Origin of the sequence: Streptomyces avicenniae (assembly GCF_000719135.1) — a bacterium.
GTDB classification, from domain to species: domain Bacteria; phylum Actinomycetota; class Actinomycetes; order Streptomycetales; family Streptomycetaceae; genus Streptomyces; species Streptomyces avicenniae.
Genome location: NZ_JOEK01000001.1, coordinates 377,898 through 391,959, shown reverse-complemented (window position 1 = coordinate 391,959; position 14,062 = coordinate 377,898). Strand labels below are relative to the sequence as shown.

The following is a 14,062-nucleotide window of genomic DNA, read 5'->3' as shown; positions in this document are numbered from 1 at the left end:
CTCCTCGCCTGCCGGTGCGCCGGTCGTCGGCCGGCCCGTCCATCGTATGCGGCGGGGGGCGGCGCGCGACAGGCCGGTGAGGTGGCGGGGACGGGGGCGGGGGTGGGCTCAGCCGAAGCGCGCGGCCAGCAGGACGGTGTCGTCGGCGCTCCCGGCGGACGGGTCCGCGGCGCCGTCCTGGGCGGGACGGACGGTCCGCAGGACGTGGTCCACGAGCAGTTCCGGATCGGCGCGCGCCTCGGGCCCGGCGCTGAGCGCGGCGTCGCGCAGCCGTCCGAACGCCCGGTCGAGCGGCTCGCCCGTACGGTGCAACAGCCCGTCGCTGTACAGCAGGACCGTTTCTCCGTCCGCGATGTCCAGCTCCACGCTCGGCGCCTCCCAGCAGGCCAGCATGTTGAGCGGCGCGGACAGCGCCGTCTCGGCGAACTCGGCACGCGCCGGGCCGACGACCAGCGGCGGCGGATGACCGGCCGAGGCCACGACGAGGCGGCGTGCGGACGGCTCCGCGTAGCCGAAGAGCGCGGTCGCCGGGCGGCCCGGCTCGGTCAGGCGCAGCAGGAGTTCGAGGTCGGACAGGACGGCGACCGGGTCCTCGCCCTCCATCACCGCGTAGGCGCGCAGCCCGGCCCGTAGCCGTCCCATGGCCGCGAGGGCGGCCGGGCCGCTGCCCGACGTGCCGCCGACCGCGAGGCCGAGCGCCTGGTCGGGCAGCGCGAGCGCGTCGTAGAAGTCCCCGCCGCCGCGCGGGCCCGTGCAGTGCCTGACCGCCAGCGTCACGCCGGGGACGCGCGGCAGGCGCGGCGGCAGCAGGCCCTCGTGGACTGCCGTGAACGCCGAGCGCGCGCGGGCCAGTTCGAGCCGGTTGGCGACGTGCTGGCCCGCCTGGCGCAGGTAGAGGGCCAGCAGGTGCCGCTGGCGCCGGTCCGGCTGCCCCGGCTCGTCGTACAGCCACACCGCCGCGCCGAGCGGCCCGGGGCCGTCGGCCGTCAGCGGCACGGCGTAGCTGGCGGCGAAGCCGAGGCGCGCGGCGACCTCGCGGTGCCGTGGGTGCAGCCGCTCCTCCCGCGCGATGTCGCGGTGCACCACCTCGGCCGTCTCGCCGTCGCCGCCCGGCACGGTGTGGAAGCCGCGCGGCACGGTCTCGATGTGCCCCAGATCGGCCCGGCCGAGGCCGAGTCCCGCCAGCTGTTCCGGGCCGAGCCCGTCCGCCGGGCGCAGGCTCACCAGGCCGCGCCGCGCCCCCACGAGCCCGGCGCCCGCCCGCAAGGTCTCATGCAACGCGTCGGCGAGGGTACGCGTACGGGCGAGCCGTTCCGTCAGGCTGTGCAGCGTCGTCAGGTCGGAGATCCAGGACGCCAGCCGGTCCTGGACGTCACCGGGGCGGGCGGCGCCGTCGGGGGGCCGCGCGGACTGCGGCACGGTGGACTGCGGCACGGAATTCTGCGACACGGAGGGAAGTGAAGAGTGGATTCCGGCCACTTTCGGCGAGGGGGATGTGCTCATGTGGGAGGACTTTCGTCAGGGAGCGCAGGCCCACGGAGGTCAGTATTGTCCTGCCGTGATGGATGATGCCCAGGGAAGCGGACCGTTCAGGGGCCGACAGGCCGGGCCGTGTGGACTTTGGCGGAAAACGGACTGCGGTGTCCCCGGGGCGCGATCCACTGGGCGGCCACGGCCGAGGGGCGGATCGGACGGACCGTGCACATATCGGAACGGATGGACGAGTTCCGGCGTCCTACAGGGTGAGGCGGTCAGGTCCCCCTCCCTCCGCTGCTCCTCACTGCGCGACCCGCTGCACACGGTGATCTGAAGTTCCACGTGGTGTATCCGAACCCGCGAAGGAAAGGAACGAGCGCTGATGCGCGAGATCCTCGGAGAGCGACGCACGAACGGAAACGGAGACGGCAAGGACGGCGACCCCGCCCTGCGCCGCTCCGCCCTGCGGTACGCGCGGGACTGGCGCTGGCCCGTGCTCCCCGGTGCCCTGGGCGCCCCGGACGGTACCTGTTCCTGCGCCAGGCCCGACTGCGTGGTGCCAGGCGCGCACCCGGCCGACCCCCCGCTCCTGGCCGCCACGACGGACCCTGCGATGGTCCACTGGTGGTGGACGGAGCAGCCCGCCGCGCCGATCATCCTGGCCACCGGCGGCCAGGCGCCGTGCGCCCTCGGCCTCCCGGCGCTGGCCGGTGCCCGCGCGGTGGCCGCCTGCGAACGGCGGGGCGTCACGACGGGCCCGGTGCTGGCGACCCCCACGCGCTGGATGCTGCTCGTCGAGCCCTACGGCCTGCCGGAACTCGGCGAACTGCTCGCCGAACGGGAGCACGTGCCCAGTTCCCTGCGCTTCCACGGCGAGGGCGGCTACGTGCCGCTGCCCCCCTCGTGCACCGGCGCCGGGAACGTCTGGTGGGTCCGTGAGCCGAGGGCGGACGGCGGCCGGATCGCCCTGCCGCGCGCGGCTGACCTGCTGGACATCCTGGTGGCGGCCGGGCTGACCGCCCCCGACCAGGGCAGCAGACTCGCGTACTGACCGCGCGCGCCCGGCCCCTGACCTGGGGGCGGACGCAAGAACGCCGCCCGGGAGGCGGGCGGCGCGACATGGACGGACCCGGTCGCTGGCGACGGGGGATGCACCAGCGACCGGGCCCACCTCAGAAGGTAACAACTGATCGGGGATTCGCAAATCCCGCGTGGCCGCACATTGGCCGAAGACGCCGCTGTGGCGGGGCGTTGTGACCGGAATCACTCGCCCGCCCGGCGGCGTGGCCCGCCTCAGCTCAGGGTGATCTGACGGTTCGTGAGACCGCTGCGCGCCCGGCGCTCGTCCGCGGAGAGCGGCGACGTGGCGGCCAGCGCCTCGGCCAGGCGTTCACCGAACGCCGCGGCGGGCTTCTCGCACTCCTCGGCGCCCATCGCGCCCGGCAGGTCCCACACCGGCACGGTCAGCCCGTGCGCGCGGAACGAACCGACGAGACGCGTCCCCTCGCCGAGCGACGACGCGCCCGCCGCGTGCAGCCGGGCCAGGGCGTCCAGCAGGTCGTCCTCTGCGTGCGGCATGACCCAGCGCAGGTGGTTCTTCTCCGGCGTGCGGCACCAGTAGGCGGCGGACACGCCCGCCAGCCGCGCCGTGGGCAGCGCCGCCTCGTTCGCCCGCTCCAGGGACGCGGTCACCTCGGGCGTCGCCTGCGCGGCGTCGTCCAGCCAGAACTCGAAGCCCTCGTGCACCTGCGGCTCGAACGGCGAGGACAGGTCGAGGAGATCCTGGAGACGCGGCCCGTCCGGCGCGGTGCGGGCGGAGGGGACCGGGTTCCCCGGCTCCGTGGCGAGCGCGCGGGTGAGGACGTCGGCGAGGTCGCGGCTCAGGTCGCCGGTGGCCGTGTCGTTCTGCACCCCGAGGAGCACCGCGCCGTTGTCGCGGCGCAGCGCGGGCCAGGCCATGGGCAGGACCGTCGCCAGCGTCACGGAGGGCACGCCGTCCGGCAGCCCGTCCCGCAGCGTCAGCGGCACCGTCGCCGCGGGCACCAGCTCGCGCAGCGCGACCCAGTCGCACTCGCCCGGCAGGCCCTCGAAGGGGCGCCTGACCAGCTCGGTCGCGGCCTGCGCGGCGGCGCGCCCGTGGCATGCCTTGTAACGGCGGCCGGAGCCGCACGGACACGCCTCGCGCGCGCCGACGACGGGGACCTCACCCGTGACGGGCTTGGGCGGGGAACTGGGACGGCGCTTTTTGGCCATGGCGGACGGGTCTCCTGCGTGCGGACGGCGTACGGGTACCGTCCGGGAGCCTAGCCGTCCTCCCCGTCGAGCACCGCCCATACGGTCACGGTGCCCGTCGCCTCCGCCTCGCGTACGCCCCAGGCCCGCGCGAGGGACCCGATGATCGTCAGCCCGCGACCGCCGCGGGCCGTGAGGGACGGCGAGCCGGGTCTCGGCCGCGTCGGGCCGCCGCCGTCCGTGACGGCCACCGTCACGGCGCCGTCGGTGTCGTGCGACCAGGCCGCCCTGACCTCCTGGCTCGCCGGGAGGGGGCGGGCATGCCGCCATGAGTTGCTGAGCAGTTCGGAAAGGATCAGTGCCGCGTCGTCGATGACGGCTTCCGCGGCGCCGCTGTCGGCCAGTTCGGCGCGCAGCCGGCGGCGAGCCGTCGCCACGCCCGACGGGCCGTGGAACACCGACATGGACGAAGACGTCGGTACCTGTTGTGTCACCACCAACGCCACCCCCGAGACCTCCTTAGCCCCACGCCACCTGATTCGTGCCCTTGCGCCATGGTCGGGAAACCGTTCGCCGGTTCCGTGTTGACGCAGTCGTAACGGGGGGACGCACAGCGGATGCGCCGGGGCACACGCGGTGAGATCAGGCCGCCGCCCGGCCGAGCTGTTCGCGCACGGCGCGTGGCCGGTTCGTGATGATGGCGTCCACGCCCAGCTCGGCGCAGAGCGCGACGTCCGCCGGTTCGTCCACGGTCCAGACGTGCACCTGGTTCCCGGCGCGGTGCGCGCGCTCCACGTATCCGGGGTCGCGCCGCAGGATGCGGATGCCGGGACCGGCGATCCGCATGCCGTCCGGCAGCCGCCCCGTCCGGTGCCTGGGCAGGAGGAACTGCATCAGGTAGACCGTGGACATGTCGGGCGCGGACTCGCGTACGCGGTGCAGCGAGCGGGCGGAGAAACTCATCACCCGCACGGGCCCGGGGACGGGATGGCGCTCCAGCAGGTCGAGCAGCCGCTCCTCCACGCGGCCCGCCCAGCGCGTCGGGTGCTTCGTCTCGATGGCGAGGCCGACCGGGCGGTCCGCCTCGGCGACCAGGCGCAGCAGCCGTTCCAGGGTGAGGACGGTGGTGCGCTCGGGGTCCGCGGTGTCGGGGGTCTCGGCGCCGGTCGGCGTCTTCCAGGAGCCGAAGTCCAGCTCGGCCAGCTCGGCGAGTTCGAGCGCGGCCACCGCCCCGCGTCCGTTGGACGTACGGTTGACACGCCGGTCGTGCACGCAGACCAGGTGCCCGTCGGCCGTCAGCCGGACGTCGCACTCCAGCGCGTCCGCGCCGTCGTCGATGGCCTTGCGGTAGGCCGCCAGGCTGTGCTCGGGCGCGTCCTCGGACGAGCCCCTGTGCGCGATGACCTGGATCCGGTGGCGGTCGGCAGTCACCGCGTCATGGTGCCACGTGCCGGGGACGGGCGGGGCTTATGCCCGTCTGACAGGTCATGGGCAACACTGGTCACCTACTTTGTCGTGCACCCGAGGAGATAGCTGTGAGCACCGAGAACGAGCGCTCCGGTCAGCCGGACGGGCCGACGGCCGGTGCGCCGGAGACCGGCAGCGGTCCGGCGGCCCCCGCAGCACAGCCCCCCGCCCAGCCGCCGGCCGGTGCGCCGTCCCCCTATGCTCCGCCGCCCCAGCAGCCGACCCCGTCCTACGGGACGCCTCCGGCCCACCCGGTGCCGCCGTCGCCCTACCAGTCGGCCCCGCCGCCCCACGCCCAGCCTCCGCAGCAGGGGCCGTCCCCCTACCAGCCGCAGCCGCAGCCCCAGCCGCCGCACCAGGCACAGCCGCCGCAGTCGCCCTACCAGTCGGCGCCGCCGCCCCAGGCCCAGCCCCCGCACGCCCCGGCCGCCCCTGCCGGTCCGCCCGCCGATCAGCCGTCGGGCCCCGCGACCACCGTGCTGCGTGCGCTGCCCCCTTCGCCCCCGGTCGGCCAGGTGCCGGGCCAGGGCGGCGTGGGGCCGCTGCCCCCCGCCGAGCCGTGGACGGCGCTGCCGCCCCCTCCGCCCAAGAAGAAGCGCAACGGGCTGCTGATCGGCATCCTCGTCGCCGCGGTCGTGGCCGGTTGTGTCGGCGGCGGTGTCGGGTACCTCGTCGCGGACGACGACGCGTCCCCGGCCGCGTCGGCCCCCGGCCGCGGTGACGGCGACGACGTGGTGGCCCGCCCGCCGGACTCGGTCGCCGGGATAGCGGAATCCGCCCTGCCCAGCGTCGTCACCATCGAGGCGGGCAACGGCGCCGAGGCGGGAACGGGCACCGGCTTCGTCTACGACGAGGAGGGCCACATCATGACCAACAACCATGTGGTCGCCCCCGCTGCCGACGGAGGCACCCTCAGCGTCACGTTCTCCGACGGCGAGAGCTACGACGCGGAGGTCGTGGGCCGTGCCGAGGGGTACGACGTGGCCGTCATCCGGCTCACCGACCTCGACGGCAGGGAACTCGCCCCGCTGCCGCTCGGCGACTCCGACGGCATGGCCGTCGGCGACGCGACCATCGCCATCGGCGCGCCGTTCGGCCTCTCGGGCACGGTCACCACCGGCATCATCAGCGCCAAGGACCGGCCGGTGGCCTCCAGCGACGGCCAGGGCGCCAGCGCCTCGTACATGAACGCGCTCCAGACGGACGCGTCCATCAACCCGGGCAACTCGGGCGGCCCCCTCCTGAACGCGAACGGCGAGGTGATCGGCGTCAACTCGGCGATCAGGTCCACGTCGAACGGCATGGGGGAGGCGGGCAGCATCGGCCTCGGCTTCGCCATCCCGATCAACCAGGCCGCGCGCGTCGCCCAGGACCTGATCGAGGGCGGCGAGCCGATCTACCCGATCATCGGGGCCTCGGTGGACAACGGCGCCTCGGGCGCGCAGACCGCCGGTGCGCCGATCGTCGAGCAGACCAACGACGGCAGCGAGGCCGTCGTCGGCGGCGGCCCGGCGGACGAGGCCGGCCTCCGTCCCGGCGACGTCATCATCCGCTTCGGCGACCGCCCGATCGACAGCGGCCCGACCCTGATCAGCCAGATCTGGACCTACGAGCCGGGCGACTCCGTGGAGATCACCTACACGCGGGACGGCGAGGAGAACACGACGACCCTCACCCTCGGACAGCGCGTGGGTGACTGACGGCCCAACCGCTAGGCTGTGCGGGCACCTCAAGGAGGCGTGCCCGAGCGGCCGAAGGGAACGGTCTTGAAAACCGTCGTGGCAGCGATGTCACCGTGGGTTCAAATCCCACCGCCTCCGCAGCGGAAGGAAACAGCAGGTCAGAGCGGCCCCCGGCATCCGGGGGCCGCTCCGCCGTTCACGGACAGTACGGGCGTGTCCCGCCCTGTCTCACCCTTGACCAGCCTGTGTGGCCAACCTGCGGCCAGTCGATCAGCCGGTCTCGCTCTCCAGATGGGCGTCGATCAGGGCGTTCGCCTGATGTTGCTGGCCCCGCAGGATCTTCGCGTAGAACCGCCACAGGACGGCCGGACTGTGGCCGGCGCGACGGGCGACCTCGGCCGGATCGACACGCGACTTGATCCACAGCGAGACACCCGCGTGCCGCAGCGAGTACGGCACCTCGGCCAGCGGCGACTCAACTTCCTCCGGGCTGAGTGCCCGGACTCGTGCGCGCTTCCACACCTCGGTGTACTCCGTCGAACGCACCCTGCCGCCGTTGACCGCCCGGAACAGCCGACCGTCCGGCGCGGTCCCGTACGCCGCCAGGTGGCGCCTGAGAAGCTGCACGAGAACCGGCGGAATCGGCACCGCACGGGTCGCGTTCCGCGCCCGTCGCTTGAGCGCTCGCGCCTCGAACGACCGGCCGTCGTCCGTCCACCCCGATCCCACCTCGGGGCGACTCCCCCGCAGCAGCAGTTCGCCCCACCCAGTCTCCGGCAGGCGGCAGTTCGCCTTGGTCAGCGCCGCCACCTCGGACGGCCGCATCGCGGCGTAGTACAGGCACCCGAAGAAGGCTTCCAGGTGCTCTCCGCGCGCCCCGTCCTCGGCGATTCCCCGTAGCAGGGCTTGGACCTGCCGGGGGTTCGGCACGTACTGGAAGTCCACCTCGTCGTCTGTCTGGGGAGGGTCCCAGTCGATCCGCCCGAGGGGGTTGCCAGGCAGCAGTTCCCGTTCCACCGCGTACCGCAGCGCGTTGCTGAACACGGCCCGCTTGCGCCGGAAGGTGTTCTCGGCGGCCGGGAGTCCGTCGAGCCGCAGCGACAAGGCGGTGAGCGCCAGCCGGACTTTCGTGGACTCCGCGACCTCGGTGACCTTCATGGAGTTCTCCGCGATCCAGTCGAGCGCCGCCGCCACCTCGGCCGGCGGCGTCTCCACGGCGGCCCGGTTCCTCCACTGGTTGCCGTCGTCCCTGCGGCACTGGAACGCCCACTGCTGCAAGGCGAGCCGCAGGAGCAGAGCCGAGGGCGCCCCGCGCTTCTTCTTGGCCAGCGCGGCCGTCACGACGGACAGCGACTCGGCGATCGAGGAACGGTGCTTGGCCGCCGCCTTCGGCCACTTCATCACCGCGTAGTCGCACGCGTGGGCGTACCACGTCGGCGAGGTCAGCTCCCGCAGCTCGGCGGCCGGAAGGCCGGTCTCCGTGTCGAACTGCTGCCCCTCGCGCAGGGCGGACATCAGTTCCGAACGGCGGCCGTCCGCCTGGGTCTTCGTCTGAAACGGCTGCTGGTGTCTCTCCGTCCCGACTCGCCAACGGAGCTGGAAGGGAGCCGTCTTGCTCGGGCGGGACCGGATGCCCCAGATACGCACGTCGTAGGTAAGCAATTCCGTCCTCGGGAAACGCAGGTGGGGTGCGCCGACTCGGCGCACCCCACGGTGGTGAAGAGGGAGGGTCTGATCAGGCGGCGGCGCTGTCCTGCTCGCCCCACCAAGCGTCCAAGTCCGTCCGGCGGCAGCGGAGCTGCCCGTTCGGCAACTTGACGAGCCTCGGCGCCTGCCCACGCGCACGCATGCGGTAGAAGGCGGCACGGCTCATACGGATTTCGTCCAGGACTTCGGCCAGCGTCAGCCGGATTTCGATGCGGGGCACGTCGTGTCTCCTCAGAGGCAGGTCCGCCGATCGGTCTGAAGAGACCACCCCCGCGCCGGGGTGGCTTCTTCACCAGGGAGGCCGTTCCGGCGGTCAGATGTCTTAGGTTCGGATTTGTGCGTCCCCTTCGTCCCCTGCGTCCCCCCGGGGCGTGTGACCTGCGACGTTGAGGGGACGCAGAGGGGGACGCAGGGCCGCAGGGGGGACGCAGAGACCACGGGAGGGGGGACGCAGGGGACGCAGAGGGGACGCAGGGATTCAGCTCTGCGTCCCCCCTATTTGCGCAGGTCACGGGGTGTGGAGAGGCGGAGGGGGACGCAGGGGACGCAGAGCTTTCCTACTTAGGACAGAAGCCGGTTGAAAGCACTACTGGGGGTCACGTGTGGGCGGTGGCGGTGATCTCGATGTATCGGGACCGCCCGGGGTCCTGCTGGCCCGGGTGACGGCCCCATTCGACCGCGACGCCGCGTGCGGCGAGGGTGGGCTGAAGGCGCTTGAGCCGGTCGGAGAGCACTTTGCCGGTGGTGGGCCATCCCTTCGGCAGGGGCCGGTAGGGGGTGTCCTCGGCGCTTCCGGCGTAGAGGCGGGTGAGGTTGTCCAGCCACACGGTTGCCGACTGACGGACAGGTCCCCCGCCCGCCGTGGCGGCGTACCGAAGCACGGTCTGCGCCACGACATCGCCCTCGATCACGTCGTCCGTCAGGTCGTCCAGACTGGCCCGGTAGGCGGTCAGCGCGCCGAGGTGGTGCACCTGGTCGAACTGGGCGCACAGCCGGGCGAAGTCGGCCATGCGCAGGTCGGCGGGCACTTCGGTGTCCTGTGCGCGAACGGTGACGGCCAGATCGAGCAGGCCGCCGAGGATCACGGGAAGGACTTCGGCGAACTCCGCCCACAGGTCGGCTTCGGACCTGCGCTGTCCGGGGCGTTCGAGCTTGAGGTGGAGGAGGCGTTCGCCGAGATCGGGCCGGATCACGCCCACGTCGATCCCGGTGATCAGCAGCGGCTTGCGGTAGCGGGAGCGGTGCACGTCGCCGTCCGTGAACAGCGCGCGCTTGATGGTTTCGGCGCCGGTGACGATGCAGCACATCAGGTCGGACATGTCGGCTGAGAGGTGCGAGAGGTTGTCGAGCGGGGTGATCCATCCGGCTGCGACGGCGGTGATCAGGCCGTCCTCATCCTTCGGGGGACGGCGCAGGTCGGCGCTCATGCCCTCGATCACCCGGGTCAGCATCCGCGCCGTGGTGGACTTCCCCGCTCCCTGCGGCCCGGTGAGGAACGGCGCCGGCACGGGCACTCCCGGATCGAGGCAGCCGAGCAGCCATGCGATGGCCAGGGCGGAGGACTCGGGGTCGGAGAAGTTGCACAGGCTCCACAGCCGGTCGATGCCCGCCAGGCCGTGACCGGTCGCGGGTTCGGGGAGTTCGCCGGTGAGCTGGGTACGCCGCCACACCACTTCGTCGGCGGATGGCACGCGCACCTCCCATCCGCCGGGCGCGATGCGTACGGATCGGCCGTCGTCGCGGCCGAGGTCGAGCCAGGTGACCCCGGGCGTGGTGCCGCAGGGGGCGACGCGGATGTGCACGGGCCGCAGGGTGCCGCTGATGGTCAGGGCCTCGATCAGTTCCAGGGCTTCCTTCATGGCCGTGCCGCTGAACAGCCCCAGTCCTTCGTGGAACATGTCGAGCATGAGTTCCTGCCGGTGGCTGCCGGCGACTCCCTGGCTCTTGAGCGGGCGGGCGATGGGGCGGCCGTTCCGCTGGGCGTAGGGGGTGCCGTCCGGGGTGCGGAAGTACGCGAAGTGCTCCATCGCGTACTTCACGATCACCTCGCGCACGGCCGGCTTGTCGTCCTCCCCGCTCACGACACCAGCTCCGCCCCGGCCTCGGCGAACCCGCGCTCCACCGCGCGGACCGCATACGCCTCGGGCACCCCGACCGCGACGGCCGCCCGGACGATCTCCCACCCGATCGCCTCCAACCCGCACGGCCCCGCGCACCCCGCGTGCCGCGCCGCGAGGAACCGCGCCACCCCGAACGCCTGCGACCCCGCCCCCTGCTCGGCACGCGCACGCACCATGGCCAGACCGCGCTCGACACCGCTGGTCACGTACTTCTGCGTGTGACGGCACCCGGCCGCCGGCGTGCGGTCCCAGCGGGCCCTCGACACGACAGCCCCGCCGCCCGGCGAGCCGTCCTTGCGCGGGAGGGCCCGCACGGCGTCCGGCAGAAGCGCCACCGCGCCGCCGCCGGGCCCGCGCCAACGGGCGTAGGCCATGGACGACTTGATGTCCACACCAGGCCGCACCGCATTGTGAGACGTCATGGCGCCTCGGTAGATCCAGTGCTCACCACGCGCCGTCGGAACGGTGCGGGTGGGCGGCAGCGTCTCGCGGGCCCAGGCGACCGCCGCCGCACTGTCGAGATCCACCACTGTCACCCCGGCGCCGCCAGGGTGATAGCCCACCCCACCCGCGTGGGCCCAGGCGCGCGCCCACGCACGCGAGGTGAGGACGGCCGGATCGGTGGTCGAGGCGGCCCACGCGTGGCACGGCGCCGCACACAGGCACGGCCCGGCCACCTTCATGTTCGGCCGGCCACCGCACCGGTTCCGCTCACAGCGGGCGCAGTTGGCAACCGGCCGTTTGTCGGCGTTCAGCGGCAGCACGGGCACACCCCGCGCGGCCAGATCGAGCGCCGCGTTCAGCCACGCGGCGCGGGAGTCAGATGTCATGCTGGGTCTCCGGCTTCTCTCTTGAGGGGCTGGGACCCGGGGCGACCGCGAGTCTTTGGTCAGAGGAGCGGTCACCCCGGGGGCAAAGTCAGGTGTGCTGGATGACGACGACGGTGGCGTCGTCGCGGTATCCCTCTAGGTCCGGCTGGACAGCGGCGACAAGAGCGTCGGCGAGGGTCTGCGGGTTGTCGGCGTGTTCGGCAACCAGACGTTCGATGTCGCCCGGGGGGATCTGTGCGTGTACGCCGTCGCTGGTGAGCAGTACCAAGGGGGCGGCGGTGAGGATGGTGTGCACCGTCCACACGTCGGCCCAGCCGATGTGGCCCCTGCTCCAGTTGTCGTGCGCGGCGGCCAGCAGTTCGATTCCCTCGTCCGTGTTGTGGCGGAGCCAGTTGCCGACGCTGTGGTCGGTGGTGAGCAGGTCGAGGGTGCCGTCCGCCCAGCCGTAGGCCCGGCAGTCGCCGATCCAGGCGATCTCAGTCTTGTGCCCGGGGCTGGTCACGGCGGCGATCGAGACACCGTTGGGGGCGTCGCGCGGGTGGTCCGCCGGAACGGAGACGACGCTCCCGGCGGCGAGCAGGGCGCTGAGGGCGTGGCGTCGGGTCGCGACGCGGGCGGCGACCTGAGCGCTGATTTGGCTCATCTCGGCGACGGCGGGGCCATGGCCGATGCCGTCCGTGATGGCGGCACCGACGATCTGGGTGCCGGGCAGGGTGTGGATGGCGTAGGCGTCCCCGGACGGACCGCCGGACCCCTCGCGGGTAGCGGCGGCCGTGGTGATGCGAGCAGTGTTGCTGGTCAAAGGATCTCCTGTTCGGAAGATTTGCTGCTGAGAGAGGAATGCACTGCTGTCAGTGGTGCCCGGTAGGTTTCTGGTATGGCGTCTTTCGAATTCGCTCCTGGTGTGATCACGACTCGGCAAGATGTGGTTGATGTGTACGGGGGGTCGGTGTCCAGTGGCGGGATCGTGCCTTCCGTGTCTGCCAAGAAGGTGTTCGTGTACTCGGACCCCGAGGTGGGGAAGAAGCACGGCTACACCTTTGATGGCCAGGCCGAAGACGACGAGTTCGGCACGCTCTACCTCTACACAGGCGCAGGAACAGAGGGGCACCAGCAGTTGGCCGGGGGAAACAAGTCGCTGCTGGAGGCAGGGCAGATGGGCCGCGAGGTTCACCTTTTCGTCGCGGCTGGCAAGGTGCTGAAGAAGAAGGAGAAGTACCAGCGGTACGTCGGGCAGGTCGTCATCGACCCGGTGCTGCCCTACGAGGAGCGCATGGCGCCCGACAGGAACGGCGCCATGCGCCGCGTCTTCGTCTTCAGGTTGCGCCCGGCGCCCGGCGCCACCTTGCACCTGACGGACGCAGATGCCGTGAAGCCGGCGACGAAGAACACCGTCGTGGAGGTGCCGACCCTCCCCGAGCCTGTGAAGCTGCCGGCCCAGACGAGCGCCAAGGACAAGAAGACCGAGAACCACGCGACGGACGAGACCACTTCGAACGTTGCAGGAGGAGCACGCAAGGTCATTCGCCGTGAGGGCCAGCTCACCAAGGCGTTCCAGGCGCATCTGACCGCGGCCGGCCACACGCACAAGAGCTTCCAGATCACCGTGGCCGGTGAACGAGGCACCCTCACGCCCGACATCTACGACGTCACCGACAACGTGCTCTACGAGGCCAAGGGCCTGTCCACCCGCGCCCACGTCCGCATGGCCATCGGCCAGCTGCTCGACTACCGCCGGCACATCAACGTACCGCCCGGCCTTCGCCTCGCCGTGCTCTTGCCGAGCAAACCCACCGCGGACATCCAGGCACTCCTCGACAGAGAGAACATCGCGCTGGTCACCCAGAAGGAGGGTGGCTTCGAAGGCTTCCCCCTGCCGCCAAGCTCCAACTAACGCACTAACTTTGGTTGGTGATGGTGCCGTTGGCCTTGCCGAACAGCCCAGTGGCAGTGACCTGTTGGGCGTTGTGGGCGGCGGTGTCCCTGGTCCTTGTTGAGGGAGTGACCGCCCCGGACGGGGGCTACCAGGTGGAGCGGAAGCCGGTTCCTCGGGCGGCGTTGTTCATGGCCTGGTGGTGTCGGCGGCTGCCGAGGAACTGCGCTTCGAACTTCTCGTCGTACTCGCGGTGTTCGCGCCAGGTGCGCAAGTCGCGGATATCGGGGTGGTCGCGGCGGTCGTAGACGTGGCCGTACCGCATCCACATCTCTTCGGGGGTGGGTCCGGCCGCGCCGTTCCCGGCACACAGGCCGATGAGGGGGACCCTGGTGAAGCGGAACTCCCAGACGCGCTTGCCGGGGTCGTGGCCGCCCGCCGTCTGGACGACGTAGTAGGTGCGGCCGGTGCGGGCGCGGCGTGCGAAGTCGCGCGCTTCCCGCTTCATCTGGCGGTACTCAGCGCCGCTGAGCGTGGACATGCTTCGCCTCCAAGAATGATCACGGTGTGTGACTGGGGAGGGGTGGGGAAGGCTTGCCGGGCCGTGTTTCCGGGGGGTTTTGGCAGGTCGGAGGGGGTGCTTCCCTGCCTCCCTCACGGGCTGTTGGTGCTGAT

The 14,062-nt window shown here is 72.1% G+C and carries 13 protein-coding genes and 1 tRNA gene; 4 read left to right on the top strand and 10 right to left on the bottom strand.

Features of this window, described 5'->3' with window-relative positions; genetic code table 11:
* Positions 1–108 precede the first annotated feature (108 nt).
* The gene (locus IF27_RS01805; protein ID WP_052847437.1) at positions 109–1,503 is read right to left on the bottom strand and encodes a PP2C family protein-serine/threonine phosphatase; all 1,395 of its coding nucleotides are present in this window, start codon (positions 1,501–1,503) and stop codon (positions 109–111) included.
* Positions 1,504–1,858: 355 nt separating this feature from the next.
* Here IF27_RS01805 and IF27_RS01800 point away from each other — a divergent pair, with 355 nt between their 5' ends.
* Positions 1,859–2,527 (top strand): bifunctional DNA primase/polymerase, encoded by a 669-nt coding sequence (locus IF27_RS01800; RefSeq protein WP_052847436.1) that lies wholly within the window; start codon positions 1,859–1,861, stop codon positions 2,525–2,527.
* Positions 2,528–2,769: 242 nt separating this feature from the next.
* Here the strand turns inward: IF27_RS01800 and IF27_RS01795 are convergent, their stop codons facing one another.
* The 3 genes from IF27_RS01795 to IF27_RS01785 form a co-directional block, all read right to left on the bottom strand.
* On the bottom strand, positions 2,770–3,729 hold the full coding sequence (locus IF27_RS01795; protein ID WP_052847435.1) for a DUF5926 family protein: 960 nt from the start codon (positions 3,727–3,729) through the stop codon (positions 2,770–2,772).
* A 50-nt stretch (positions 3,730–3,779) separates the two neighbouring features.
* Positions 3,780–4,172, bottom strand: a complete 393-nt coding sequence (locus tag IF27_RS01790) for an ATP-binding protein (RefSeq protein ID WP_110945432.1) — start codon at positions 4,170–4,172, stop codon at positions 3,780–3,782.
* Between the two features lie 178 nt (positions 4,173–4,350).
* A complete protein-coding gene (locus IF27_RS01785) occupies positions 4,351–5,139 on the bottom strand; it encodes a glycerophosphodiester phosphodiesterase family protein (RefSeq protein WP_052847433.1) in 789 nt (262 codons plus the stop codon).
* Positions 5,140–5,243: 104 nt separating this feature from the next.
* On the opposite strand from IF27_RS01785, the gene IF27_RS01780 reads away from it, so the two are divergent.
* Positions 5,244–6,875, top strand: a complete 1,632-nt coding sequence (locus tag IF27_RS01780; protein WP_052847432.1) for a S1C family serine protease — start codon at positions 5,244–5,246, stop codon at positions 6,873–6,875.
* A 33-nt stretch (positions 6,876–6,908) separates the two neighbouring features.
* Positions 6,909–6,995 (top strand) — tRNA-Ser (locus IF27_RS01775).
* 132 nt (positions 6,996–7,127) lie between these two features.
* Here the strand turns inward: IF27_RS01775 and IF27_RS01770 are convergent.
* From IF27_RS01770 to IF27_RS01750, 5 genes are all read right to left on the bottom strand, one after another.
* The gene (locus IF27_RS01770) at positions 7,128–8,372 is read right to left on the bottom strand and encodes a tyrosine-type recombinase/integrase (RefSeq protein WP_338058184.1); all 1,245 of its coding nucleotides are present in this window, start codon (positions 8,370–8,372) and stop codon (positions 7,128–7,130) included.
* A gap of 220 nt (positions 8,373–8,592) precedes the next feature.
* A complete protein-coding gene (locus tag IF27_RS01765) occupies positions 8,593–8,784 on the bottom strand; it encodes a helix-turn-helix transcriptional regulator (protein ID WP_110945430.1) in 192 nt (63 codons plus the stop codon).
* 376 nt (positions 8,785–9,160) lie between these two features.
* Entirely contained in the window at positions 9,161–10,591 is a 1,431-nt protein-coding gene (locus tag IF27_RS01760) for an ATP-binding protein (protein WP_052847886.1), read from the bottom strand.
* A 50-nt stretch (positions 10,592–10,641) separates the two neighbouring features.
* On the bottom strand, positions 10,642–11,514 hold the full coding sequence (locus IF27_RS01755) for a bifunctional DNA primase/polymerase (RefSeq protein ID WP_052847430.1): 873 nt from the start codon (positions 11,512–11,514) through the stop codon (positions 10,642–10,644).
* A gap of 88 nt (positions 11,515–11,602) precedes the next feature.
* Positions 11,603–12,316, bottom strand: coding sequence for a PP2C family protein-serine/threonine phosphatase (locus IF27_RS01750; protein ID WP_052847429.1), 714 nt, complete (start codon positions 12,314–12,316; stop codon positions 11,603–11,605).
* A gap of 75 nt (positions 12,317–12,391) precedes the next feature.
* On the opposite strand from IF27_RS01750, the gene IF27_RS01745 reads away from it, so the two are divergent.
* Positions 12,392–13,408 carry an SRA domain-containing endonuclease gene (locus tag IF27_RS01745; RefSeq protein WP_052847428.1) on the top strand — a complete coding sequence of 339 codons (1,017 nt, stop codon included), beginning with the start codon at positions 12,392–12,394 and terminating at the stop codon, positions 13,406–13,408.
* Between the two features lie 127 nt (positions 13,409–13,535).
* Here IF27_RS01745 and IF27_RS01740 read toward each other — a convergent pair whose 3' ends face one another.
* Positions 13,536–13,928 carry a hypothetical protein gene (locus IF27_RS01740; protein ID WP_052847427.1) on the bottom strand — a complete coding sequence of 131 codons (393 nt, stop codon included), beginning with the start codon at positions 13,926–13,928 and terminating at the stop codon, positions 13,536–13,538.
* Positions 13,929–14,062: the final 134 nt, after the last annotated feature.

Excerpts from the sequence above, each read along its gene's own strand:
- IF27_RS01745 (WP_052847428.1), top strand. The coding sequence starts at position 12,392 with ATGGCGTCTTTCGAATTCGCTCCTGGTGTGATCACGACTCGGCAAGAT.
- IF27_RS01805 (WP_052847437.1), bottom strand. The coding sequence starts at position 1,503 with ATGAGCACATCCCCCTCGCCGAAAGTGGCCGGAATCCACTCTTCACTT.
- IF27_RS01770 (WP_338058184.1), bottom strand. The coding sequence starts at position 8,372 with ATGTCCGCCCTGCGCGAGGGGCAGCAGTTCGACACGGAGACCGGCCTT.
- IF27_RS01740 (WP_052847427.1), bottom strand. The coding sequence starts at position 13,928 with ATGTCCACGCTCAGCGGCGCTGAGTACCGCCAGATGAAGCGGGAAGCG.
- IF27_RS01760 (WP_052847886.1), bottom strand. The coding sequence starts at position 10,591 with ATGGAGCACTTCGCGTACTTCCGCACCCCGGACGGCACCCCCTACGCC.
- IF27_RS01790 (WP_110945432.1), bottom strand. The coding sequence starts at position 4,172 with ATGTCGGTGTTCCACGGCCCGTCGGGCGTGGCGACGGCTCGCCGCCGG.
- IF27_RS01800 (WP_052847436.1), top strand. The coding sequence starts at position 1,859 with ATGCGCGAGATCCTCGGAGAGCGACGCACGAACGGAAACGGAGACGGC.
- IF27_RS01755 (WP_052847430.1), bottom strand. The coding sequence starts at position 11,514 with ATGACATCTGACTCCCGCGCCGCGTGGCTGAACGCGGCGCTCGATCTG.
- IF27_RS01795 (WP_052847435.1), bottom strand. The coding sequence starts at position 3,729 with ATGGCCAAAAAGCGCCGTCCCAGTTCCCCGCCCAAGCCCGTCACGGGT.